Source organism: Thermophilibacter mediterraneus (assembly GCF_900119385.1).
In the GTDB taxonomy this organism is placed as follows: domain Bacteria; phylum Actinomycetota; class Coriobacteriia; order Coriobacteriales; family Atopobiaceae; genus Thermophilibacter; species Thermophilibacter mediterraneus.
In genome coordinates this window covers 313,185-335,625 of the sequence record NZ_FPKO01000008.1, presented here as the reverse complement: position 1 = coordinate 335,625, position 22,441 = coordinate 313,185, and the positions used below count along the sequence as shown (strand labels likewise).

At 69.8% G+C, this 22,441-nt stretch carries 14 protein-coding genes; 9 read left to right on the top strand and 5 right to left on the bottom strand.

Features of this window, described 5'->3' with window-relative positions; all coding sequences use genetic code 11:
- Nucleotides 1-11: 11 nt before the first annotated feature.
- Nucleotides 12-2,741 (top strand): L,D-transpeptidase, encoded by a 2,730-nt coding sequence (locus BQ7106_RS03565; protein ID WP_129583781.1) that lies wholly within the window; start codon nt 12-14, stop codon nt 2,739-2,741.
- 379 nt (nt 2,742-3,120) lie between these two features.
- On the opposite strand, the gene BQ7106_RS03560 is transcribed toward BQ7106_RS03565, so the two are convergent.
- Together BQ7106_RS03560 and BQ7106_RS03555 are read right to left on the bottom strand one after the other, a co-directional pair.
- On the bottom strand, nt 3,121-3,441 hold the full coding sequence (locus tag BQ7106_RS03560) for a hypothetical protein (RefSeq protein WP_072371345.1): 321 nt from the start codon (nt 3,439-3,441) through the stop codon (nt 3,121-3,123).
- A gap of 323 nt (nt 3,442-3,764) precedes the next feature.
- Nucleotides 3,765-4,193, bottom strand: a complete 429-nt coding sequence (locus BQ7106_RS03555; RefSeq protein ID WP_072369833.1) for a transposase — start codon at nt 4,191-4,193, stop codon at nt 3,765-3,767.
- Nucleotides 4,194-4,704: 511 nt separating this feature from the next.
- Between BQ7106_RS03555 and BQ7106_RS03550 the strand changes: the two genes are divergently transcribed.
- The 4 genes from BQ7106_RS03550 to BQ7106_RS03535 all read left to right on the top strand — a co-directional run bounded on the left by BQ7106_RS03550 (nt 4,705) and on the right by BQ7106_RS03535 (nt 8,171).
- A complete protein-coding gene (locus BQ7106_RS03550) occupies nt 4,705-4,938 on the top strand; it encodes an acyl carrier protein (protein WP_072371342.1) in 234 nt (77 codons plus the stop codon).
- Nucleotides 4,931-6,511, top strand: coding sequence for a class I adenylate-forming enzyme family protein (locus tag BQ7106_RS03545; protein ID WP_072371338.1), 1,581 nt, complete (start codon nt 4,931-4,933; stop codon nt 6,509-6,511). Before BQ7106_RS03550 ends, BQ7106_RS03545 begins: the two co-directional genes overlap by 8 nt.
- Nucleotides 6,508-7,167, top strand: a complete 660-nt coding sequence (locus BQ7106_RS03540) for a NeuD/PglB/VioB family sugar acetyltransferase (protein WP_072371335.1) — start codon at nt 6,508-6,510, stop codon at nt 7,165-7,167. The genes BQ7106_RS03545 and BQ7106_RS03540 overlap by 4 nt, the downstream gene beginning before the upstream one ends.
- A gap of 89 nt (nt 7,168-7,256) precedes the next feature.
- Nucleotides 7,257-8,171 carry a malate dehydrogenase gene (locus BQ7106_RS03535; protein WP_072371329.1) on the top strand — a complete coding sequence of 305 codons (915 nt, stop codon included), beginning with the start codon at nt 7,257-7,259 and terminating at the stop codon, nt 8,169-8,171.
- Nucleotides 8,172-8,555: 384 nt separating this feature from the next.
- On the opposite strand, the gene BQ7106_RS03530 is transcribed toward BQ7106_RS03535, so the two are convergent.
- Complete coding sequence (locus BQ7106_RS03530; protein ID WP_072371326.1) at nt 8,556-11,324, bottom strand: RICIN domain-containing protein; 2,769 nt, start codon at nt 11,322-11,324, stop codon at nt 8,556-8,558.
- A 334-nt stretch (nt 11,325-11,658) separates the two neighbouring features.
- Here BQ7106_RS03530 and BQ7106_RS03525 point away from each other — a divergent pair, with 334 nt between their 5' ends.
- Complete coding sequence (locus tag BQ7106_RS03525; RefSeq protein WP_072371323.1) at nt 11,659-13,149, top strand: DUF2142 domain-containing protein; 1,491 nt, start codon at nt 11,659-11,661, stop codon at nt 13,147-13,149.
- A 193-nt stretch (nt 13,150-13,342) separates the two neighbouring features.
- Here BQ7106_RS03525 and BQ7106_RS03520 read toward each other — a convergent pair whose 3' ends face one another.
- Entirely contained in the window at nt 13,343-15,097 is a 1,755-nt protein-coding gene (locus tag BQ7106_RS03520) for a DUF6020 family protein (protein ID WP_072371319.1), read from the bottom strand.
- A 601-nt stretch (nt 15,098-15,698) separates the two neighbouring features.
- Nucleotides 15,699-16,862, bottom strand: a complete 1,164-nt coding sequence (locus BQ7106_RS03515) for an IS110 family RNA-guided transposase (RefSeq protein ID WP_072371316.1) — start codon at nt 16,860-16,862, stop codon at nt 15,699-15,701.
- Nucleotides 16,863-17,181: 319 nt separating this feature from the next.
- Here BQ7106_RS03515 and BQ7106_RS03510 point away from each other — a divergent pair, with 319 nt between their 5' ends.
- From BQ7106_RS03510 to BQ7106_RS10970, 3 genes are all read left to right on the top strand, one after another.
- Nucleotides 17,182-17,493 (top strand): helix-turn-helix domain-containing protein, encoded by a 312-nt coding sequence (locus BQ7106_RS03510; protein WP_072371313.1) that lies wholly within the window; start codon nt 17,182-17,184, stop codon nt 17,491-17,493.
- A gap of 73 nt (nt 17,494-17,566) precedes the next feature.
- Entirely contained in the window at nt 17,567-22,108 is a 4,542-nt protein-coding gene (locus tag BQ7106_RS03505; RefSeq protein ID WP_072371309.1) for an S-layer homology domain-containing protein, read from the top strand.
- Nucleotides 22,109-22,197: 89 nt separating this feature from the next.
- Nucleotides 22,198-22,359, top strand: coding sequence for a hypothetical protein (locus tag BQ7106_RS10970; RefSeq protein WP_159431259.1), 162 nt, complete (start codon nt 22,198-22,200; stop codon nt 22,357-22,359).
- Nucleotides 22,360-22,441 lie beyond the last annotated feature (82 nt).

The following is a 22,441-nucleotide window of genomic DNA, read 5'->3' as shown; positions in this document are numbered from 1 at the left end:
TAATGATTTCCATGAGTGCACAGGGAAGAAACTCTGCGGTCGTGGCCGGTCTCGCCGCGTCGCTCGGAATCGTCGCCGCCCTCTGCGTCGCGCCCGCGGCGGCGCTTGCCGACGAGGCGGCGGTCGGCGTCGCGCCCCAGGAGGAGCTCATGGCCCTTCCGGCCGCCAGCCCCGCGGCGGGCGGCGGCGAGGCCGTCGCCGACGGAGCCCCCGCGGGGGAGAAGGACGGCGAGGCCGAGGCGGTCGCGCCCGATGCGGGGGCGACCCAGGGCGACGTCGCCGCGCTCGTCCCGGGCGAGGCGACCGACACCGGAGCCGCCGACCCGTCCGCGGACGCCCCCGTCACGGGGGAGGGCGCCGGTGACGTCGCAGGCGACGGCACCGCCATCGCCGGGGACGACGCCGAGGGCGCCGAGGGCTCGACCGAGACCCCCGACGAGGGGACGGTCGACGCGGGCGCCGGGCTCGCCGACGAGGGCGCCGACGGGGACGCGGCGGAGGGTGCCGGGATCGCCTCCGACACCGAGGGGGATGCCGCCGAGGAGGCCTCCGACACCGAGGGGGATGCCGCCGAGGAGGCCTCCGACACCGAGCTCATGACCGCCCCGGAGCACGCCAACTCCTGGGTCAGGGCCGACGACGGCACCTACCAGTGGTACGACGCCTCCGGCGCGCGCGTCGAGAGCGGCTGGGTCGTCACGGACCGGAGGATCGACGGCTCCGCCGGCGACCTCCAGCGCTACTGGATTGACGGGGACAGCGGATCGCTCGCCTTCTCCAAGCTCATCAACGTGATCGAGAACGGGCTCAGCTACTGGTCCTACGCAACGGACCAGGGCTACGTGGTCCGCGGCAAGTACGCGACCACCGACGCCGAGGGGAGGCGCCTCGTCTACCTGGCGGACAACGACGGCCGCCTCGCCGGCCCGGGCTGGGTGGTCTCCGACGCCTACGGCGACGGCATGCAGCGCTACTGGGTCGACGACGAGGCGCACGCCGCCGTGGTCGGCCGCTCGAGCGACGGGTGGGAGCACTACACCACCGAGGCCGGCTACGTCCTGCGCGGCAAGCTCGCCGTGCGCGAGGGCGACCGGGACCTCGTCTACCTCGCCAACAACGATGGTCTTCTCGCTTCCGGCGGCTGGGTGGTCTCCGACGCCTACGGCGACGGCATGCAGCGCTACTGGGTCGACGAGGAGGCCCGCGCGGCCGTGGTGGGCTACTCGCCCGAGGGCTGGGAGCACTACACCACCTCCGCGGGCTACGTCCTGCGCGGCGCCCTGACCGAGGCCGACGGCACCCGTCGCTGGGCCAACAACGACGGCCTGCTTGTCAGCGGCTGGGTCGTGACCGGCGACTTCACGGGCGGCGCGCTGCAGCGCTACTGGCAGCAGGGCGGCCAGGTCGTCCGCGACCAGATTATCGACGCGGGCGGCGGCTGGTTTGCCTACGCGAGCTCCACCGGCGAGGTCGCGCGCGGTGCCGTCGCCGCCGACGGCCGCGTCTACCTGGCGGACAACGACGGCCGCCTCGTCACCGGCGAGGGCTGGCTCGTCACCGACGCCTACGGCGACGGCGTGCAGCGCTACTTCCTCGTGGCGTCCGGCGAGGGGTACTCCTACGCCCAGACCGGCTTCTTCGAGTCCACGATCTACCCGGGCGACTCGCGCGCCTACTGGTTCTACGGCGACCTCGACCGCGGCTACGTGGCGCGCGGCAAGACCCCCACGCCCAACGGCCTCGTGCTCTCCAACAACGACGGCATCCTCGCCGAGTCGCTCATGGACGTGCCCGACGGCATGTGGGTGACCGACGAGTTCGACGACCAGCCGCGGCGTTACTTCTTCGAGCGCATCGACGGGCACCTCTACGCCAGGACCGGCGTCTTCACCATCGACGGCAACCACTACTTCGGCCTGCCCGAGGAGGGGTACCTCGCCGTGGGCAGGACGCCCTACGGCCGCGGCATGATCGTCGCCACGGACGAGGGCGTGCTGCTGTGGCAGGACCACGAGGGCTGGCTCGTCACCGACGCCTTTGACGGAGAGCCGCAGCGCTACTACTTCTGGGACCTCGGGGGCGGCGTCATGGGCGCGCGCACCGGTCTCTTCGAGGTCGACGGCAGCCAGTACTACGGCCGTGACGACACCGGCTACGTCGTGCGCGGCTCCGCGGGATACGTGGCGCCCGACGGCAGGGTCTACTACGCCGACAACGACGGCAAGCTCGCCTACCCGTTCCTCACGCAGGCGGGCTGGAACGCCTGGGAGCGCATCAAGGGGCTCTTCAGCTGGACCAAGTACCTCATCGCCGTCGACCCCGAGGCGCACCGCACGGTGGTCTTCCAGGGCAGCTTCATCGACGAGAAGGGCTGCTTCGGCAACTGGTCGCCCATCTACGACTGGAGCTGCGGCACTGGTCGCAAGATCTACAACGGAGGCCAGGGCACGCTGCGCGGAACCTTCACCATCGGCGGTGACAACGCCGACTACAACTGGGCCGAGGGCGGCTACATCCCGGGCGGCTACCGCACCACCTACTGGGTCAAGAACGACGTCCGCTACTTCACCGGCTTCGTCTGCAACCTCGGCTTCCACTCCACGGTGGGCATCGAGGGCGGCTACAGCGACCTGAGCCAGCTCGGTCGCGACATCTCCCACGGGTGCGTCCGCCTGCTCGAGGCCAACGCGCGCTGGATCTACGACAACGCGCTGCCGGGCACCAAGGTCGTCGTCTTCTAGCGGGGGCGGCGCGGCGACGCGGGCGTGACCCGCGCCGCCGAGCCGCCTTGGCATTCGTCGCGCGCTCCGGCCCCCGCGCCGCCGCGCGCCTCGCCCCCGCGCAGTCGTACACCCCCTCGGCCCCCACGCAGCCGCACAATTTCGAATGTGGCCCCTAACGAGCGGCATAGTTAGCCATCCGCTCCTTCGCCGCCTCGGCGATCGCCGCCGCGACCCCCCCCTCGTTCTCGCGGCGCCCCCGCCNAATGCCGCTGCACCTCGACTCCATCGTGATGGGCTAGGGGAGAGCTGACCCCACGATCCGAGTCGAGCCAGGCGAAGCGATGCGGCGGGCGCCACGCGGCGTCCGCCGCATTACATATATATAAAGATGTGGCCCCTAACGAGCGGCATAGTTAGCCATCCGCTCCTTCGCCGCCTCGGCGATCGCCGCCGCGACCCACTCCTCGTTCTCGCGGCGCTCCCGCCCCGCGTTCCTGAACCTCCTGCCCGGGCCCTGCGCCGAGAACGTCGAGGAGAGCAGGTCGGCCCTCGGCACGTGACCGCGCGCGGCCTCCCCCAGCAGCTCCGAGGCGATCCCGGGCCCTCCCGGGGCGCGGTGCGAGTACCTCCAGCAGAACTCGTCTACGAAGCCCTGCGTCCGCGTCCTCGAGAGCCCGTGGTAGGTCCCCTGGGCGTAAGCGCGCAGGTTGGAGATCACCTTGTGCGCCAGGCGCAGCCACGTCCCCGGCGCCCCGCCCGAGGGCGACCTGCCGGCCTCGGCTGCGCGGCCACGACGCGACCGCGCAGCCTATGGGCAGGAAGCCGTCGAAGCGCACGCGGGCGAGCACGCTGACGCGGGCGCGGAGGAACTCCCGGTAGGAGCCCGCCGTCACGTCGGAGGCGACCCTGGCCGAGCAGCGGCCCGGGCCGCGCGGGCCGGGGGCCTCGACGGCGACGAGCAGGGGCACCTTCTCGCAGCCGCGGCCCACCCTCCCGGCGACCGTCGCCCCGAGGTACATCTCGTCGACCTCGACGGTGCCGTCAAGCCGCTTGAACGGACTCCGATCTGGCCATGGCGCCGCGGAGGCGCAGCAGCACGTAGCCGGCGGTGCGCTCGGAGACCCCGAGGTGCCTCGCGAGCTCGATCGCGGAGACCCCGCGCTTGGAGTGCGTCATCAGGTAGGCGGCGAGGAACCACTTGACCAGCGGCAGCTTGGTGCCCCTCATCGCGGTGCCCGCCGTGACGGAGAACTGCCTGGAGCAGCGCGTGCACTGCCACTTGCGCGCCCGGCCCCTGACCCGGGCGCACCTGGCGTGCCCGCAGGAGGGGCAGCGGAACCCCTCCGGGAACATCCTGCGCAGCAGCTCCTCCTCGCAGGCCTCCTCGGTGCCGAAGCGCGCCATCCAGTCGACCAGCGTCCCGTCCCCGCCGTTCGCCGCCGCCACGTCCCTGCCCGTCATGCTCGCCATCGCGACCTCCCCACGCCGTCGTGCCCTGCGCCGCGAGCGTACTCCGGCGACCGGACAGAAACCCTGGGACTATGCTTCTCGTTAGGGGCCACAANCGCCGCCACGTCCCTGCCCGTCATGCTCGCCATCGCGACCTCCCCACGCCGTCGTGCCCTGCGCCGCGAGCGTACTCCGGCGACCGGACAGAAACCCTGGGACTATGCTTCTCGTTAGGGGCCACAATTTCGAAATTGTGCGGCGGCGCGGGGGCCGAGCGCGACAAAGTGCCTGGTGGCGGTTCTTCTCGCGGTCAAGAAATCCGCCCACTGCGCGTTGCCGCCGCACAATACCGAGATTGTGCGGTGTCGCGAGGCGGCACGGCGGCGCGGCGCGGCGATGCGCCCCCGCGGGCCGGCCCCGCACCCTGCACCGCGTCCGCCGTCTGGGGGGCGCATCCCCTTTGCGCTAAGATGATGGTTCGGGAGACAGTGAGCTGCCGCGCGGCGTCGCGGCATCGTCCGAGGAGTGTCACATGAAGCTTGAGAGCCTGATCGCGTCGACGCTCGGCATCCCGGCCGAGCGCGTGAGCGACGACCTGACGATCGACGACTGCGACGAGTGGACGTCCATGAAGCAGGTCGCCCTCATCTCGGCGCTCGAGGGGGCCTACGCCACCGAGTTCGACATCATGGAGTCCATCGAGATGGACTCGGTCGGTGCCATCCGCGAGGTCCTCGAGTCCAAGGGGATCGATCCCAATGCCTAGCGCCCCCGCGCCGACCGACGCCCCCGCCGGCTCGGTCGTCGAGGCGGTCGCGCGCTGGGCTGCGGAGCGGCCCGACGCCACGGCGCTCGTCGCGGGCGGCGAGGAGGTCTCCTACGCGAGGCTCTGGGCGTGCGCGAGGTCCTTCTCGGCGCTTCTCGGCTCGCGTGGCGTGTCCGCCGGCGACCGTGTCGCCCTGCACGCGACGCACACCCTCTCCTACGTCGCCGCCTACCTGGGGACGACGCTCGCCGGGGCGGTCGCCGTCCCCTACGAGGAGGGCATGCCCGAGGAGGGCGTCGCCGAGCTCGTGCGGCGCGTCGGCGCGGCCTGCGTCGTGGGCCCGCTCGCGCCGGACGTCGCCGCGCTCGCGCTCGCGCCGGACGTCGCCTCGTCCGGCTCGGAGGACGTCGCTCCCGACGGCCCCGCAGCGCCCCTGTTCCCCGCTCCGGGGGACCTCGCCGAGCTGCTGCTCACCACGGGCACCACCGGCCGCTCCAAGGTCGTCGAGCTCACGCACGGCGCCGTGATGGCGGTCATCCGCAACATCTCCGAGGCGACGGGCATCCAGGGCGACAACGTGTCGCTCGTCCCCATGCCGCTCAACCACGTCTTCGCCCTCCGGCGCCTCCAGACGGGCCTCGTCGCGGGCGCAACGGTGGTGCTCGTGAACGGCGTGGCGTCGCTCAAGCGCGTCTTCGGCGCCATCCGCGACCGCCACGTGACCTCGCTCGCCCTGGTGCCCTCCGCGCTCGCGTACATCGAGCGCACCACGAGGGACTTCCTCGGGTCCTTCGACGGGCAGATCCGCTTCGTGGAGTCGAGCTCCGCGCCGCTGCCCGCCGCGACGCGCGCCTGGCTGCGCTCCGTGCTGCCCTCCGCGCGCCTCTACAACTCCTACGGCTGCACCGAGTCCACGGCCTGCTGCATGCTCGAGTACAGCCACCGCGACGACGACGGCGCCTGCGTGGGCGCGCCCTGCGCCACGGCGCGCATCAAGATCCTCGACCCGGCGACGGGCGCCGAGCTCGCTGCCGACGGCGAGGCCGGCCGCGTCGCCATCGGCGGCGGGGCGGTCATGCGCGGCTACTGGGGCGACGCCGAGGCCACGGCGGCGACGCTGCGCGACGGCTACGTCTACACCAACGACCTCGGCTTCATGCGCGACGGCGAGCTCTACGTGCGCGGCCGCATCGACGACGTCGCGATCATCGGCGGGCACAACGTCTCGCCGGTGGAGGTCGAGGACGTCATCGCGCGCTGCCCGCTCGTGGAGGAGTGCGCCTGCGTCAAGGACGCGGACCCCATCACCGGCGACGCGCTCGCGCTCTTCGTGGTCTGGTCGGGCGAGAAGGACGGTCGGGCCGACGACGCGCGGGAGGGGCTGACGCGCTTCATGCGCGAGCACCTCGAGCCGTTCAAGATCCCGGCGACCGTGCGCTCGCTCGACGCGATCCCGCGCACCTACAACGGCAAGGTCGACCGCAAGCCGCTCGTCGCGGCGCTCGCCGGCGACGGGGCGGGGGAGCGCGCCGGCGCGGCCCCCGCGCAGGCCCTTGGGGGAGGCGCGCGATGAGGCTCGCGATCTACGGGACGGGCGGCACCGGTCGCGAGGTGCACGAGATCGTCTCCGCCATGGACCCGGCCCACGAGCGCTGGGAGGGCATCGTCTTCGTCGACGACGTCACGGACGCCCGCGAGCTCTACGGATCGCCGGTCATGAGCTTCGAGGAGCTCGCCGGGCGACTCGGGCCCGACGACGTCGAGTTCGTCGTGGCGGTCGGCGAGCCGACCTCGCGCGAGCTGCTCTTCGACCGCGCGACCGCGCGCGGCTACGACTTCGCGACCATCGTCCACCCGAGCGCCTTCGTCTCGCCGAGCGCGCGGCTCGGGAGGGGCGTCGTCATCAAGATGCAGAGCATCGTCTCCGCGGAGGCGGTGCTCGAGGACAACGTCTTCGTGCAGGCGGACGCCATCATCGGGCACGACGCCCGCATCGGGAGCCACACGCAGGTCTCGGCGTTCTCGCACGTTGCGGGCCATGCGGAGCTCGGGCGGCGCTGCTACCTCGGCGTCCGCGCGTCGGTCCGCGAGGAGTGCCGCATGGGGGACGACGTCGTGCTCGCCATGGGCGCCGTCGTCATGGAGAAGCGCGTGCCCTCGCGGGTGCTCGCGATGGGAAACCCCGCCAGGTACGTCCGCAGGAAGGCCGGGAGCAGGGTCTTCTCGTAGGGGAGGCGCGCCGCCCGACGCGGCGCCGACGCAGGGTCGTGTGACGCCGCGCGCCCCCGGCAGGGGCGCCGCGAGCAAGGAGGAGCCATATGGAGAGGGTCGTCATCGTCGGTGCCGGCAACGTCGGGTCGTGCGTGGCGCAGACCGTAGCGCTGCGGGGGCTCGCCGACGAGGCGGTGCTCGTGGACAAGCGCCCCGCACGCGCCCGCGCCGAGGCCGCGGACCTTATGTGCGCGCTGCCGCGCCTCGGCTCGCGCTGCGTCGTGAGGGCCGGGGCCTACGAGGACTGCGCCGACGCCGGAACGGTCGTGGTCTGCGCCGCGGCGCCGGCGCGCCTCGGGCAGACGCGAAACGACATGTTCCTCAAGAACGCCGCCATCGTCCGCGACGTCGCCGCGGCGGCGGAGGGCGCCGGCTTCGCGGGGCTCTACCTCGTGGTGAGCAACCCCGTCGACCTTCTCGCCCGCCTGCTCACGGCAGAGCTCGGGATCGCGCCCGAGCGCGTAGCGGGGACGGGGACCCTGCTCGACACCCTGCGGCTCGAGGACTGCCTGCGCGCCCGCCCGGGGGCGCAGGGCGGCGCCGAGGCGCGCGCGCTCGCGCTCGGGGAGCACGGCGAGGGCCTCGTGGTCGCGTGGGAGCGCACCACGGTCGGCGGCGAGCCGGTCCCCGAGGCCGACCGCGAGCCGTCTCGCCGCGCCGCGATCGAGGCGGCCTACGACATCATGAAGGGCAAGGGGAGCACGAGCCACGGCATCGCGCTCGCGGCGAGCGAGGCCCTCGCCGCGCGACGGGCGCGCGACGGGAGGGTGCTGCCGCTGTCCGTGGCCGCCGACGGCGCGTACGGCATCGAGGGCATGACGCTCTCGCTGCCCGTCTCCTTCGACGACGGGGGCTGGCCGCGCGTGGCGCCGGTCGAGCTCGCCCCCGAGACCGCGGGCGCCCTGCGCGCCGTCGCGGAGCGGATGCGCGCCGTCGAGGCGGAGCTCTCCGACCGGGGCTAGCGGGCGCCCGGTCGCCGTCCCTCCGCGACGCCCCTTGCCTCGGCGCCTCGCCTCGGGCCCTCGCGCCGTGAGGAGGCCCGCCGCGGGACCTGTGCCACTTCCGCCGAGGTCTGGGTGCCGACCCGTCCGATGTCCCCCTGAGCGGGCCGGCCGCCCGGGAGCCGAGCTGCTCCTTTGCTTCGGGCGAGGCCGCCGAAGGGCCGTCGAGGGGCGGGCGCCCGCCCAGAACCGGCAAAAAGCGGTACAGCTCGGCCGCCGCGCCGCCCCGAGGGAGCGCGAGCCCCGCGCCCGCTCCGAGCCTTCCCGCGCGGGGCCGCAAAAACGACGGGAGGGGCCCGCGCTCCGCGGGCCCCTCCCGTCCCGTGCGCGGCGTCGCGCGACCGGTTACGCCACGGGCTCGATGACCCAGCCCTGCGCGGCGGTTCCGTTGTCGCCGAAGCCGATCACGGCCTGCCCGTTCGCGGCAGAGCCCCCCAGCACGTCGAGCATGAGGCCCGAGGCGACGTTCTGCAGCTCGTAGGTGCCGTCCTCGCGCGCGCGGATCGCCCACTGCTGCGCTGCGGGGGTCTCGCCCTCGGCGCCGCGCTGCTCGATGCCCATGCCCGGCAGGACGCTGCCGTGCGCGACCTGCAGCGCGAGCCCGGAGTGCACGTTGGTGACGCGGTAGAAGCCGCTCTCCAGGCGCTCGATCTCGAACTGCTGGTTGGGCGTCGCCGCGTAGTCCCACAGCTGGATCGCGGCCGCCTTCTGGGTGCTCCAGTCGCGCACGTCGAGCGCCTTGCCCGCGTCGAGCGACGTGGAGATGACGTAGGTGCCGTCCTCGACGTCGGCCTGGCCCTCGGCCGAGACGCCCGCGTCGACGGCGTAGAAGCGGAAGCGCTGCGCGAGCGAGCCGTTGTCTGCGTAGACCTGCAGGTTCGCGCCGCTCTGTGTCGAGCCGCCCGCCACGTCGAGCACGATGCCCTCGTCGAGCGCCGACGCGATGCGGAACGTGCCGTCGCCGGCGTCCGAGATGCGCCACTTCTGCGAGAGCGTGCCGCTCGGCGCGTACTGCCACACGTTGGCGCCGCTCACCGCCGCGGCGTACTGGATGTCGAGCGCGCCGCCCGTGCCCACGTTCGTGATGGTGGCGAGCCCGGCGTCGTCGTAGACGATCTCCCAGCGCTGGGCGTCGGTGCCGTTGTCGGCGTAGGACCACACGTTGGTTCCGTCCTCGCGCGAGCCCCCCGCGACGTCGACGACCCGGTCGCCCGCCACGGCCGACTGGATGACGTAGGTGCCCTGCGGCACGGCGAAGCCGTCGGCGACGCCCTCCTGCTCGCCGACCTTGACGTAGGCGTCGCCCCGCTGGTCGTAGTAGGTGATGAGCGCGGCCGAGGCGTCCCAGACCGCGACGTCGTAGCCCTCGCGCGCGCGGATGGCGTCGGAGAACTCGACGAGGTAGCAGTTGTGGCCGTCCTGGCAGAGCGCGCGCACGGCCTCGGGGCTCTCGGCGGTCACGCGGCTCGACCAGTAGTCCATGTTGGCGTAGAGCGGGTCGGCGAGCCCCTGCTCGCGCGTCATCTCGAACATGCCCTTCGCCATGCCCTCGGGCACGCTCGCGTACGTGCTCGAGCCGTAGCCCGAGAGGTAGATCTCGGGGTTGAAGAAGAGGATGAGCTCGGCAGCGACGGACGAGTCGATGTCGGTCACGCCGAGGCGGTCGAGCTGGGCCTGCTTGTCGGGGTTGAGCTCGGTGGGGGTGCCGGGGTGACCCTTGTAGTAGTAGAGGTAGTCGTTGCCGTAGTAGCTCATCGCGAAGCGCGCGTAGTCGGCGAAGCCCACCTCGCCGGTGACGCGCGTGCCCAGGAAGAGCATGACGTCCCTGCCCTGCTCCTCGGCGGCGCTGAAGTAGCTGTCGTTGAAGTTGTAGAGCGCCTTGAACTCCTCGGTGGCGCGCTCGCTCGGCTGGATGTTGTCGGTGAGCAGGCTCGCGATGTTGACCTGCACGACCTTCTCGCTCGCCTGGACGGCCTGCCCGAAGGCGTTGCCGTCGGCCTCGGTCGCGAGCAGGTCCTTGCGGGCGACCCACCACTGGGCGGCGCCCTCCGCGTCGACGGCCGCCCACAGGCAGCGGTTGGCGTGGCTCCAGTCGAGGTAGTCCTCGCGGACGGCGCCGTGCTCGTAGGCGTAGGCCTTCGCGGCGTTCCAGTCGGCGACGAGCGCGGCGTGGGTCGCCTCGTTGTCGGCCCCGGCGTAGACGTCGGCGAGGTGGGCGTAGGACCACGAGCCGTCCGACATGATCGTGAGGGTGTAGCTGCCCTCGGGGATGCGGTTGGCGTAGATGATGCGCTGGACGAGCCCCACGTAGAAGTCGACGCAGTAGAGGTTCACGTGCGAGGTGGGGTCGAGCTCCATGAGGTCGCGCACGTAGGCGGCCATGGCATCGGTGCGCTCACGGAAGAGGTAGGATGCCTGGTCGAAGTCGGGGTCCTGGTAGGCGATGTCGTCGCGCGTGAGGTAGGGGAGGCCGTAGGCGCCGTACATGCCGTCGCCGGCGGCGGGCAGGGCGTCCCAGTTGTAGGCGTCGGGGCGCTCCATGAGCAGGATGACCGGCCCGTCGGCGCGCATCGAGCCCTCTCCCCACAGGTTGAGCGAGAAGAACGTGGTGGGCAGCGTCGCCGACACGGGCGCGATGTTGTAGGTGTCCGCCGTGACGCCGACGGTCTCGGCGGGGTTCGCGCGGACCTCCTCGCCGTCCTTGAGGAACGACACCGTGACCGAGAACTTTCCGAAGTCCCCGAGGTCGACGGTCGCGGGGCCGCCCGCGAGCTCCGACAGCGCGACGTCGCACGTGACGTCGCGCGTGACCTGGCCGGCGTAGGACATCGTGGCGTGCACGCGCGCGGTGTCGGCGGCCCCCTCGGCGACCAGCTCGGCGGCGCCGGGGACCTCGAGGGTGGCGGTGGTGGTGTTGCGCACGCCGGTGACGGTGGCGGACCAGGTCTCGTCGGTGACGGCGGCGGGCGCCGCGTCGGCCGCGGCGGGCTCGGGCTCGTCGGCGAGCGCGGGCGCGGGCGCCAGCGCGGGTGCCGCGGCGAGCGCGAGCGCGCACGCGAGCGCGGCCACGACGGCGTGCCGCGGGCGTCGCGCGAGCGTGTCTTCGCGGGTCATGGTACTCCCTTCGATCTGACTGAAAACGTGCCGTGAACCAGTGTAGCGTGGCCCCCGCCGCCCGCGCCGGCCCCATCGGCAGGCGGGTTGCTGACAAAGGTGCCGGGGGAAAGTGTCAGGTCCGCGGCGCGGCGCACGGTGCGTGCGGGTTGCGGACGCTCTGGGGCAGGATTCCGTCCATAACCCGCACGTGTTCGAAGTACGTGCGGGCTGCGGACGGTTTCCGGGCGCGGACCGTCCATAACCCGCACGTACCCGGAGGCCCCCGACGCCCCTTCCTTGGGGCGCGGGGGCCTTTGCTACACTGGTGGGGAAGACGTCGAGGGAGGCATGGATGGGCAGGCACAGCAAGGTCCCGGCACCGGGCGAGAAGAACCTCGGGCCGGCAGGCCCCGACGCCGCGCCGCGCGCCCGTCGCCTCGCGCCCACGCTCGCGGCGCTGCGCGAGGCCCGCTGGGCCCTCGTCGTCTTTCTCGTCGTCGCCGTCGTGCAGGGCGCGTACTACATCAACAACATCGGCGCGCTCACGATGCCCGATCCCCTCATGCACAGCCTCGGCTCCTACGCGCTGGCCACAGGCCAGGCGCTCAACCCGTGCGTCGAGGTCACCGACACCGAGGGCAATCCGCGTCGCGTCCAGACGCTCGCGGGGGACTCGCGCTACCTTCTCACCAAGGAGACGCGAAACGACATGATCTCCGCGATCATCGCCGGCCCGTTCCCGACCGACCCCGCCCGCGACGCGCAGATCGCCGCGTGCGCGGAGGAGGGCTTCGGGATGGTGCTCCCGCCGACCGAGGAGGTCGAGCGGGACACGGGCATCACCGTCTTCCACGGCCGCTCCAATCAGTACTTCCCGCTCGCGTGGCTGCCGCAGGCGCTCGGGATCCGCGTGGGCATCTCCCTGGGGTGGCAGCCCTACGACGTGTGGCAGGCGGGCCGCGTCTCGAGCCTCGTGTGCTACCTCGCGCTCTACGGGGCCGCCATCGCGATCGCGCCGCGGATGCGCTGGGTGCTCGTGGCGCTCGGCCTGATACCGACCACGCTCTTCGCGGCGAGCAGCCTCATGTGCGACGCGTTCCTGGTCTCGCTCTGCACGCTCTCGGTGGCGCTGACGCTGCGCCTCGTGTCGCGCGGGCGTCGGGTCCGCACGGGGGAGGCGCTCGCGCTGGGGTGCGTCGCGGCGCTCGCCCTGCTCGGCAAGGTGGTCTACGCGCCCGCGTGCCTGGGCTTCCTCGTGCTGCCCCGCCGGCAGCTCGACGTGCGCGGAAAGGTCGTCGCGGCGGCCCCCGTCGCGCTCGCGCTCGTGGCGTACCTCGCGTGGAGCGCCACGATCGGGGACATGGCCGCCATCGTGAACCTGCGCGACAACATCGCCTACGCGGTTGCGCACCTCGGGACGGTCGCCGCGCGAATCGGCTACATGGTGCTCAACCTGCCGGCGATCCTGCTGAACGGCGACGGCGTCTACCTGGGCTTCGCGCTCGTGGTCGCGGCGCTGCTCGCCTGGGAGGCGCTCAGGGCGCGCCGCGGCGAGAAGGACGGTGCGCTCGCGGGCGCCGACCCGTCTGACGCGGCCCTCGCCCCCGCCGCCCCCACCTGGCGCGACTGGCTCTCTGGCCACCGCTACGTGGTCGGCGCGGTCGTCGCGGGCGCGGCGTCGGTGGCGGGCATCCTGCTCTTCCTGCTGCTTACCTGGAACGACCTCGCCGCCGGCCCCGACATCGCCTACGTCGAGGGGTTCCAGGGCCGCTACCTGCTGCCGCTGTGGCCGCTGCTGCTGTACGCGTCCACGGTGCTGCCCGCCCCCGCCACGCGACGCTAGCGCGTCCCGGCGCACGCATCGCCTCAGCTCGCCGCGACCTCCGGCCGCGGCCGCAATTCCCGTGCCGTCACCGAGACGGAGCATCTGACAAAAATCGCCCCTGCGGAGGCCTCGGTTTCGTCAGATGCTCCGTTTCGGCGCCGGTGCCAGCGCGTCCCCAGCGGTGCCGGCGCCAGTGCGCCCCCAGCGCCCCCTAGCGCGTCTCGCCCGCGCCGCCTCCCCGCTCGTGCCCTCCCGCGAGCGACACCCACACCGTGACCGGCGCGCACAGGTACAGGAACCAGTAGTAGCGGGGGAGGACCGTCGGTCCCAGCAGCAGGGTCGCGCTGAGCAGCGCCAGCAGCCCGGCCGCAGCCACGCCGCGCGCGTTTCTCCGCGCCGCGGCGTACGCCAGGCATGCGAGCGTCAGCCACATGAGCGACGCCGGCGAGCCGAGCGCCGCCAGCCACGGCCTCCCGCCGTAGTCCGCGTCGCGCGAAATGCTCCACAGCAGGTCGTAGAGCGCCGGGAGCTTGCTGTCGGTGTGGGCGGGGTCCTCGGCAAGGCACGCGAAGACCGACGTCTGGGTCTCGCCGTAGGAGGGGTAGCCGGGGAAGTTGTACGACGTGCTCTCGACGGTGGGGTCCCAAGCCGGCTGCGTGAGGATGAGCGCGGAGTCGAGCGCGAGCCCCGGGTGCGCGGCGACGCAGTCGAGCCAGTACAGGACGAACTCGCCCGTCGCGCCCGCCTCGAGCAGCGGGGTGGCGACGTTGCGGTAGTTGTCGGTGTTCTGTCGGCAGAGCTCCCAGCCGTCGGCCATCGCCTGGAGGTCGAGCTCGGAGAGGCCCTCCGGCAGCGGCTCCGCCTCGCCGAGGCTCGCCATGTAGGCAACGTTCGCGGCCGGGACGGAGATCATCTCGCCCACGGAGCTCGGCCTCACGACCCCCAGTTCCGCGGCGACCGGGCCCGTCCACGCGAGGTAGCACGCGAGCCCGACCGTCGTTCCGGCTGCGAGCGCGACCGCGCGCCCGTGCCGCGCCACGGCGACGACCGCCAGCGCCACGAGCGCGACCGCGAGCACGTAGGGGGCGTTGTTGCGGTACGCTCCCATCAGGAACACGAGGACCGCGCACCGAGCTGCCGCGAGGACACCGTCGCGCTTGCGACCGGCCGCCGCGGCACCGTCGCCCCCCTTGCCGCCCGCGCCGCCGCGCAGCCCGGCGAGCTCCATCACGAGCAGCAGCGTCCACACGGCGAAGAGCGTGTCCTTGGTCGAGCACAGCCCGAACATCACGATGAACGGGTTCAGCGAGAAGTACGCGATGCCGCAGACCAGAAACGGCAGGGGCGCCCCCGCGCGCTCGAGCCTGACGAGCGCCCACGCGGCGGACCCCGCGACGACGGCCCCCTGCACGAGCGTGTAGACGGCGACCGCGGCGTTCCAGCTGCCGAGGAGCGCGTGGGCTCCCTGCAGGACCGTGGTCACGAGCAGCGTGTGCAGCACGCTCTGCTGCGCGTTGAGGCGCCCGGTCTCGAGCCGGGAGTTGAACGCCCACGTGTCGTAGCAGAAGAACCCCGGCCACGCCGCCAGCCAGACCACGAGCCAGCAGAGCGCCATGACGACGACCCCCGCCACGAGGACGCGCCGCCGGAGCAGGCGGTCCCGGTCGCCGACGGGGCGGGCCATGATCGGCGAGACCCTGCGGTCAAGAAGCCGGAAGAGCAGCGTCAGCAAGACGGAGGCGACGGCCGCCACGCCGAGCATCGCGCACCACGTGAGCGGGGAGCGCCAGTCGACGGCGTCGTACGCGTGGAGCTGCGCCCCGCACACCGCAAAGAAGCCCACCAGCAGGGCGAGAAGAACGGCGGGGACGGGGGAGGGGTCGCGACGCGCCTGCCCTCCCCGGGTGGGAGCGTCGCCCAGCGCCCCTCGGGCGCCCCGCGTGTCCTGAGCAAAGTGTCGTGCCATGTGACCTCGTGACTCGCGCGTTGTCCTAGGACCCATTATTGCCCGACGCCCGCCCGGGGGCAAACGGGGGTCGCCGCCGTCGGCCCCGGGCCACGGCGCAGTCGTCTACGTCGGTCCCATGCCCCGGCGCTGCCGTCGCCGGTCCCGCTCTGTGCGCCGCCCGCCCGTCTCGCGCCTCCGCGTTTTTTGCGCAAAGTTGCTCACGCCCCCTCCACCGCTTGTTGAAAACATCAGGGGAGTGAAGCTAAATAATCGGCGAACTACCTGCGGTATTGACATTTTCAAAGAGCTGAAATATGGTACCCCCCACATACTATGGCCTATCACAAACGATAGGCTGACAAAAAGTTTTCTGAACGTCAGCCGAGCGCGTCGTGGCGGCGCTCGGCCCGAGGGCAGAGCGACACGGGGGTGCGTCATGGGGATTCCTGACACCGAGCTCAGCGCCGTCGTCCCGACGGGTGACGCCGTGCCCGCCCTCGCGGCTCGGAGGGGCGCGAGCGGGGGGTGTCTCTATGGTTTTGTCAACCCCTCGAGGAGATTTCGGCATGCCGCGGCGCGCCCGGCGGGCGGGCGCTTTTCCAGGTGGTCCTGAGGGGTCCTAGGCCGCCTGGTAGGGGACCCGGTCGCGCATGATGGCGTAGATCACCTTCAGGCGCTTGCGGGCGACCGCCTTGAGCGCCTTGTTGTGCCGCATGCCGCGCCCCCGGCACTCCTCGTAGTACCTGCCGAACTCGTTCTTCGTCCCGACGAGGGAGTTGCACGAGAATACCAGCAGGTTCTTGAGGGGCTTGCTCCCGCCCCGCTTCGGCCTCGTCGACCTGGCGCTCGTGCCCGACTGGCTGTCGGCGGGCGCGATGCCGCAGTAGCTGGCGAGCTCGTCGTGGCTGCGGAACATCGTCACGTCGACCGAGGCCACGAGCGCGGCGGCTGTCCTGGGGCCGACTCCGGGCACCGTGAGCAGGGCCTCGTAGGTCGCGTCCCCCTCGAGCAGCTCCCCGATGGCCGCGTCGAGGGCGGCGACCTCGGCGTCGCGGGCGAGGACCTGGCCCGCGAGCATGGAGGCGAGCGCCCCCTCGGCGCGGACCTCCGGGCGCGACGCCGCGGAGGCGGAGAGCGCCTCCCAGAACGCGTCCTCCCTGCCGCCGCGCGCGCCGGCGAGCTCGCGGTAGCGCTCCACGCCCGCCGCCGCGCAGCCGTGGGCCGACCCGAGGGCGGCGAGCACCTCGAGCTGCCAGCGCCTGGACGGGTCGAGCGCCGCCTCGAGGGCCGGGTCGGCCTCGAGGAGCACGGCCCGGAGCCTGTTGAGCGACTCGGTGCGCCCCTTCACGCAGAACGCGCGCTGCGACGAGAGCATCCTGAGCGACGCGCGCCTCTCGTCCTCCTCGGGGACCTCGCGCAGCGCCCAGGGCATCCCGAGCGCCGTCCGCGCGATCACCTCCGCGTCCAGCTCGTCGGTCTTGGCCGTCGCCGGGAACATCTCGCGGGCCTGCTTCTCCGCCCTCCCGGGCAGGTAGGCGACGCGCATACCCGCGGCGCGCGCCCTGGCGAGCACGAGCGCGCCGATGTTGCGCCGCTGGTCGACGACGACGAGGGCGCCGGCGCCCGCCTCGGCGAGCACGCGGTCGATCGCCGCGGGCCGGTTGTCGACCCGCTCGCTGAGGACGGCCTCGCCGCCGGCGCCGACGCCGAAGGCCCAGTGGAACGACTTGCCGACGTCGAAGCCGACCACGGCGGCGGGGGCCCTCTTCCTGCGTCTTCCCATGGTGTATCCTCCAATCAGGTCGGCCGGCCCGACTCCGCCGCGGGGTCGACAGCCACATTACCCGGCCGTGGCGCCGCGCGCCCGGCACTTCTCTATCAGTCGTCTCCCGCGGCCCCTCCGCCCCGGTGGCAGCACCCCCCGGGCCCTCGCAGGGCAGGGGAAAAGGGCCATCCGGGGCGGTGGGCCGGCGGCCCCGAGGGGCCTGGCACCATGGTATTTCCCAGATCGGAGAGTGAAAAAAGGAGCCGCCCTCGGGACGGCTCAAACTGTAATGGGGGTTGCTCATAGAGCGACCCTTCGCCCGGGGCGCCGTGACGGTATGACGTGCCAGGAGGCCACCCGCGAGCCCGGCCGGGCGGATGAGCGCCGCGGCCCCAAGAAGCGGGAGTTCACCAAGACCCAGGAGCAGCTGCTGCGCGCGATCGGCGCGGAGACCGCCGTGTCGGGCGGGCTCACGTGCACCAAGCGAGAGCTCGCCGAGAGCCTCGGCAGGAGCGTCCAGACCATAGACCGCCTGGTCGCCGACCTGCGCAGCCGAGGCTACATCGAGGTGGAGATGCGCTTCGACGAGCGCGGCGGGCAGCTCGCGAGCGTGTACCGCGCCTCGTCGTGCCGGCGCTCCCCCGACTGAGGGACCGGGCTTCGACGGAGGAATCCATTCCACGTGCAGAGAATGACAGCTTATCGGGGAAAGGAGACTGTCTATGAGAGGGAAGGCGATAAGAACCAGGAAGGTGAGGTGGCTCGCCGCGCTGCTCGGCGCGTTCGTGCTCGCGCTGAGCATCATGCCGGTGACGGCGTGGGCGGCTCCACAGGCGAATTCGCTCGACGCAGTATATGTCTCTGCGGACGGCGATGACGTTAACGGTAGTGGCACGCAGGACAGTCCGCTTGCCACGCTCGCCAAAGCCGTTGAGGTGGCCATTCCGGGAACGGAGGATAATCCGACCGAGATTTACGTGATGAGCGACCTTGAGATGACGGCTCCAGCGCGCTATTGGAACAAGCACATCTCCATCTCCTCGCAGGGGGAGGGCGCTCCTTTTACAGTCGCGCGTGGTAACTCCATGGCGGATGCTGGGGACCCTGCTCGTTTGGGATACAACTCCGCCATGATCGAGGTGAACGGCTCGACTGATCAGGGCGTCGTGTCGACCCTTCTGCTCACAGATATCATCTTTGATGATGGCGGAATCAGTCAGGGTAAGTACTTCATCCAGGCGTCGACCCGCGGCAGCGGAACGACGGATTTTGGTGACCTGAGCGGCGATGAAGCAATTTCGAACAGCGATATCGTTCAGGATTCGATGATTGCCGTATATAACGGTGTTGGCCGGATCACGCTTGGTAACGGTGCTGTACTCAAGAACTACGGTGGCATGTCTGCGGTGCGCCTTTCCAGCGGCGAGCTCGTTATGCAGTCAGGAAGCGTCATTACCGACAACACGGTAATCAACAGGACGCAGGGAGAGGTCATTCCAGGAAAGGACATCTCCGATCTCTATGGCCCCGCCGGAGCAATCTGGATGCAGGGCGGAACGCTCGTCATGGAAAAGGGCTCTGAGATCACCGGTATAGTTGGTCGCTCGATTTTCAACGAGGGTGGGACTGCAACGATTAATGGAACAATCAGCAGTATGGTTGCGGACCCAAAGTCCTCTGGTAATGGTAATAGCGACTTCTGGCATGGCAACAACGGAGCTGCCATCTACCTTCGCTCCGAGGCCTCTGCCACCTTGGGTCCGACGGGCGTTATTGACGGAGAGGATGAGAATCCAGGATGGTCTACCATCTGTGTTTCGGGCTACATTGACGAAAATGGTGCAGTCAGGCACTGCACGTTTGCTGCTGATAAAGGCTCCACAATCAGGAATATCATCGGCGGTTCTTCGGTGATCGACGTGGGCGGAACCGCGTATCTCAATGGTGAGATTACCGGCCTAAAGCGCGATGGAGATGTGGCTGGCCACGCCATCGTTGCCCAAAGCTCGTCGAAACACTACATCCGCATCGGGGAGACCGCTAACATCCACGATAACGTCTGCGCCTATGGCGTTATCTATACCCAGGGCTCTAACGGCGTCATTGACATCTACGGCAAGATCAACGACAACGTCTCAACCGACCGAGGCGGGGCTCTTGTTCTAGCGAACAATGGTACTCATGTTGAAGCCAACATGTATGAAGGCGCTGAGATGTGCAACAACGTGAGCTACCAGACCGGCGGTGCGGTCATGGTCTCCTGCGGCAAGTTCACCATGTATGGGGGAAAGATATCTGGAAACATCTCCGGCGCCGGAACCACGAATGAGGCCGATCAGGTCGGTGGCGGCGTCTACGTCCGTCGCGGCGGTCAGTTCATTATGAATGGCGGAGAGATAACGGATAACTCCGCTTCCGGTCTCGGAGGTAGTCTGGCGATTAATCTTGAAGACTACCGTGGATCGACTCCTTTCGTTGAGCTGAATGGCGGCGAGGTTTCGGGCGGCAACATGGATGTCAACATAACGAGCTCCGAAGAGGGGTATGTGACGTCCAGTGGTGTGGAAAACGACATCACCATCACCCCTTTGCTTGATGATTACGGCAACGAGCTCACATTTGGTAAAACTAATCGGTATTTGAAGATTGACAGTGGCTTTACGCTTGGAAACAAAGACGTTCTCTTCTCAAAGCATAACCTTACACTCGACGGCATTCCGTACGACGTGAAGTTTGGCAATGCTTCGACTGCTGCAGAGACTAAAATCACTCAGGGTCTCGAGAAGTACGAGCTCACTGAGGTGGTCGGCTCCTTCTGGTTCGAGTCCGATCTCACCATGCAGAGCTTTACTGTTTCTGGGCTTACCTATGACGAAGACAAGCCGCTCTTCGCCGCCATGATAAAGACGGACGCCGGCGGATTGCCTGTCGAGGGGGCAGAGGTACTGCTTCAGGCGGTGACGCCAACGGCTGACGGGGTTCGTGTGCTGGTCGACGAGTACAGCGAGACGGGCTACGTCGTTTCCTTCGTGCAACAAAATGATGAAAGCGGTGACATAGTCACGGTTACTCCCGCAGACATGACCGTATACATGGGCGGAGACGAGGGCTACGAAGGTGTCGGCGAAGAAGGGTCCGAGTCCAGCTCCCTGCCACGCCCCGTGTTTCTCGTATATGCGCCCGCAGATGTTGACCTGTCAAAGCTGACCTTTACTAATAAAGACAGCAATCATTCATGGACGCTCAAAGAGGTGGAGGTAGCCAGCGACACCGAAGGCACAGCGTACTATCGCTTCGAACCGGTGGCCCCAACGACGGATCCGGTTCGTGTCGAGTACAACGACGGAACGAAGGCGGTGTCGGAGGACAATTTCAGCATCTCCGAGGTCGAGGACCTGTACAAGGAGTTCTCGATCGGTATCTATGCCGGGGAAACCTCGGGTATGGTCGAGGCAACTGAACCCATTGACACGAGCACGGACACGCCTACCTATAGAAACTACAACGTAATTTCCGGTACCGGGCTCCTCACCGTGCGCGCGGTGAGTAATTCAGCGGACGAGTCCATCATCACTTCCGTACGAGACGCTGCTCCCGGGGCGGATGAAACCGCACCTGCGGTCGCGGTTGTTGAAGGCGGCACCACATACACGCTGAACGACACGGGCATAAAGCTCCCGTCTGATGCCACCCCGTCTCTCCTCTTCGATGAGATCATCACCTCTGACGGAGTTCCTCGAGACCAGGCTCTCAAGGATGCTGTTGACGGGGAGCTTGGTGAGGTTGACGACAACCATATCCGCAACTACGACCTCCGTTACCTCGACCTTGTTGACGCCAAAAACGGCAACGCCTGGATCACGTCCTCCAAAGGGGTGGACATCTACTGGGCATATCCCGATGGAACCGACGGGGGCACGGAGTTCACGCTCCTGCATTTCAAGGGCCTGCATCGTGATGGTGACAACTCGGGCTTTGATGTGAACGATGTCGAAAACGTAGATTCCGAAGAGATGACGATCGTTGAGAAGACGGAGTACGGCATCAAGTTCCATGTGGGCGCGGGTGGCTTCAGCCCCTTTGCGCTCGTATGGAACACCGAGGCCCGAATCATTGAAGCCTCGGCGGGCAACGGCGGAAGCATCTCTCCGTCCGGGAGGGTCAAGGTGCCGCTTGGCGCCGACCAGACCTTCGCCATCACCGCCAACCAGGGCTACGAGGTCGCCGACGTCACGGTCGACGGTACGAGCGTGGGCGCCGTCACCACCTACACGTTCAGCGACGTGAAAGAGGCTCACACCATCAAGGCCACCTTCAGGACGACCGGCGGCTCCGTTATCCCGTCCGAGCGCTACACCATCACCGCGACGGCCGGCGAGGGCGGCTCCATCAGCCCGTCCGGCACGCACAGCTACGCCGCGGGCTCCGACGTGTCCTTCTCGATAACTCCTGACGAGGGCTACACGGTCGGCAGCGTCACCGTCGACGGCGTCGACGTCGGCCAGCGTTCCTCCTACACCTTCGCCGACCTCGATGACGACCACACGATCTCGGTCACCTTCATGCCCGGCAGCGCGCCGGCCGACCCCGACGACACCGGCGTCTCCGACTGGCTCCAGACCGACGAGCACGTGGCCTACCTCCACGGCTACGGCGACGGCTCCGGGAAGTTCGGCCCGGAGAACCCGATGACCCGCGCCGAGGTCGCGCAGATGTTCTACAACCTGCTGCTCGACAAGGGCATGGGCGACAGGCCCGTGGCCTTCGAGGACGTCCCCGAGGGCGCCTACTACGCCGAGGCGGTGAGGGTGCTCGCCTCCCGCGGCATCCTCAACGGGACCGGCCCGGCGACCTACGAGCCCGACCGCGCCATCACCCGCGCCGAGTTCGTCGCCATCGCCATGCGCTTCTCGAACGGCGAGTTCGAGGGCGAGAACGCCTTCGTCGACGTGCCCGAGGACGCGTGGTACCGCGACTACGTGGTCGGCGCCACCTCCTTCGGCTGGATCTACGGCTACCAGGACGGCTCCGGCCGCTTCGGCCCGGACGACACGATCACCCGCGGCCAGGCCACCATGGTGACCAACCGCATGCTCGGCCGCGTGGCCGACGGCGCCTGGATCGTGGGGCACCTCGACGACGTCAGGACGTTTGCCGACCTGCCGCAGGGCCACTACGCCTTCTTCGACGTGGTGGAGGCCACCAACGCGCACGGCTACGAGCGCGACGGCCGCTACGAGGACTGGACCGGGCTGGCGGAGTAGCCTCCGCTCACGCGCGCGCCAGACAGGGGAGGGGTCCCGCGAGGGGCCCCTCCCTTCATGCGCGGGCGACCTGAGGTCCTTCTCGCCGCGTGCCGCTCTTCGAGGGTGCCGGGGTCTGGGAGGCCTTGGAGCAGATTGCCGAGAAGGGCTATGACGCCGGCGACCTCCCCGCCGACGTGAAGGGTCGCGTGCGCTGGGGAGTCGCCTTCTGCGGCAGGCGCGCTGCCGTGGCATGCGAGCGCGTGGGATAGGCCCCCCTCGCTGCGCTTTTTTGCGCAACCCCGTGATCAATTAATGTCCCCCCGGATTTCGCCCGGGGGGGCAAGAGGGATA

Coding starts and splice junctions, on each gene's coding strand:
- BQ7106_RS03565 (WP_129583781.1), top strand. CDS start 12: ATGAGTGCACAGGGAAGAAACTCTGCGGTCGTGGCCGGTCTCGCCGCG.
- BQ7106_RS03505 (WP_072371309.1), top strand. CDS start 17,567: ATGAGAGGGAAGGCGATAAGAACCAGGAAGGTGAGGTGGCTCGCCGCG.
- BQ7106_RS03555 (WP_072369833.1), bottom strand. CDS start 4,193: ATGGCGAGCATGACGGGCAGGGACGTGGCGGCGGCGAACGGCGGGGAC.
- BQ7106_RS03545 (WP_072371338.1), top strand. CDS start 4,931: ATGCCTAGCGCCCCCGCGCCGACCGACGCCCCCGCCGGCTCGGTCGTC.
- BQ7106_RS03550 (WP_072371342.1), top strand. CDS start 4,705: ATGAAGCTTGAGAGCCTGATCGCGTCGACGCTCGGCATCCCGGCCGAG.
- BQ7106_RS03530 (WP_072371326.1), bottom strand. CDS start 11,324: ATGACCCGCGAAGACACGCTCGCGCGACGCCCGCGGCACGCCGTCGTG.
- BQ7106_RS03520 (WP_072371319.1), bottom strand. CDS start 15,097: ATGGCACGACACTTTGCTCAGGACACGCGGGGCGCCCGAGGGGCGCTG.
- BQ7106_RS03540 (WP_072371335.1), top strand. CDS start 6,508: ATGAGGCTCGCGATCTACGGGACGGGCGGCACCGGTCGCGAGGTGCAC.
- BQ7106_RS03535 (WP_072371329.1), top strand. CDS start 7,257: ATGGAGAGGGTCGTCATCGTCGGTGCCGGCAACGTCGGGTCGTGCGTG.
- BQ7106_RS03510 (WP_072371313.1), top strand. CDS start 17,182: ATGACGTGCCAGGAGGCCACCCGCGAGCCCGGCCGGGCGGATGAGCGC.
- BQ7106_RS03525 (WP_072371323.1), top strand. CDS start 11,659: ATGGGCAGGCACAGCAAGGTCCCGGCACCGGGCGAGAAGAACCTCGGG.
- BQ7106_RS03515 (WP_072371316.1), bottom strand. CDS start 16,862: ATGGGAAGACGCAGGAAGAGGGCCCCCGCCGCCGTGGTCGGCTTCGAC.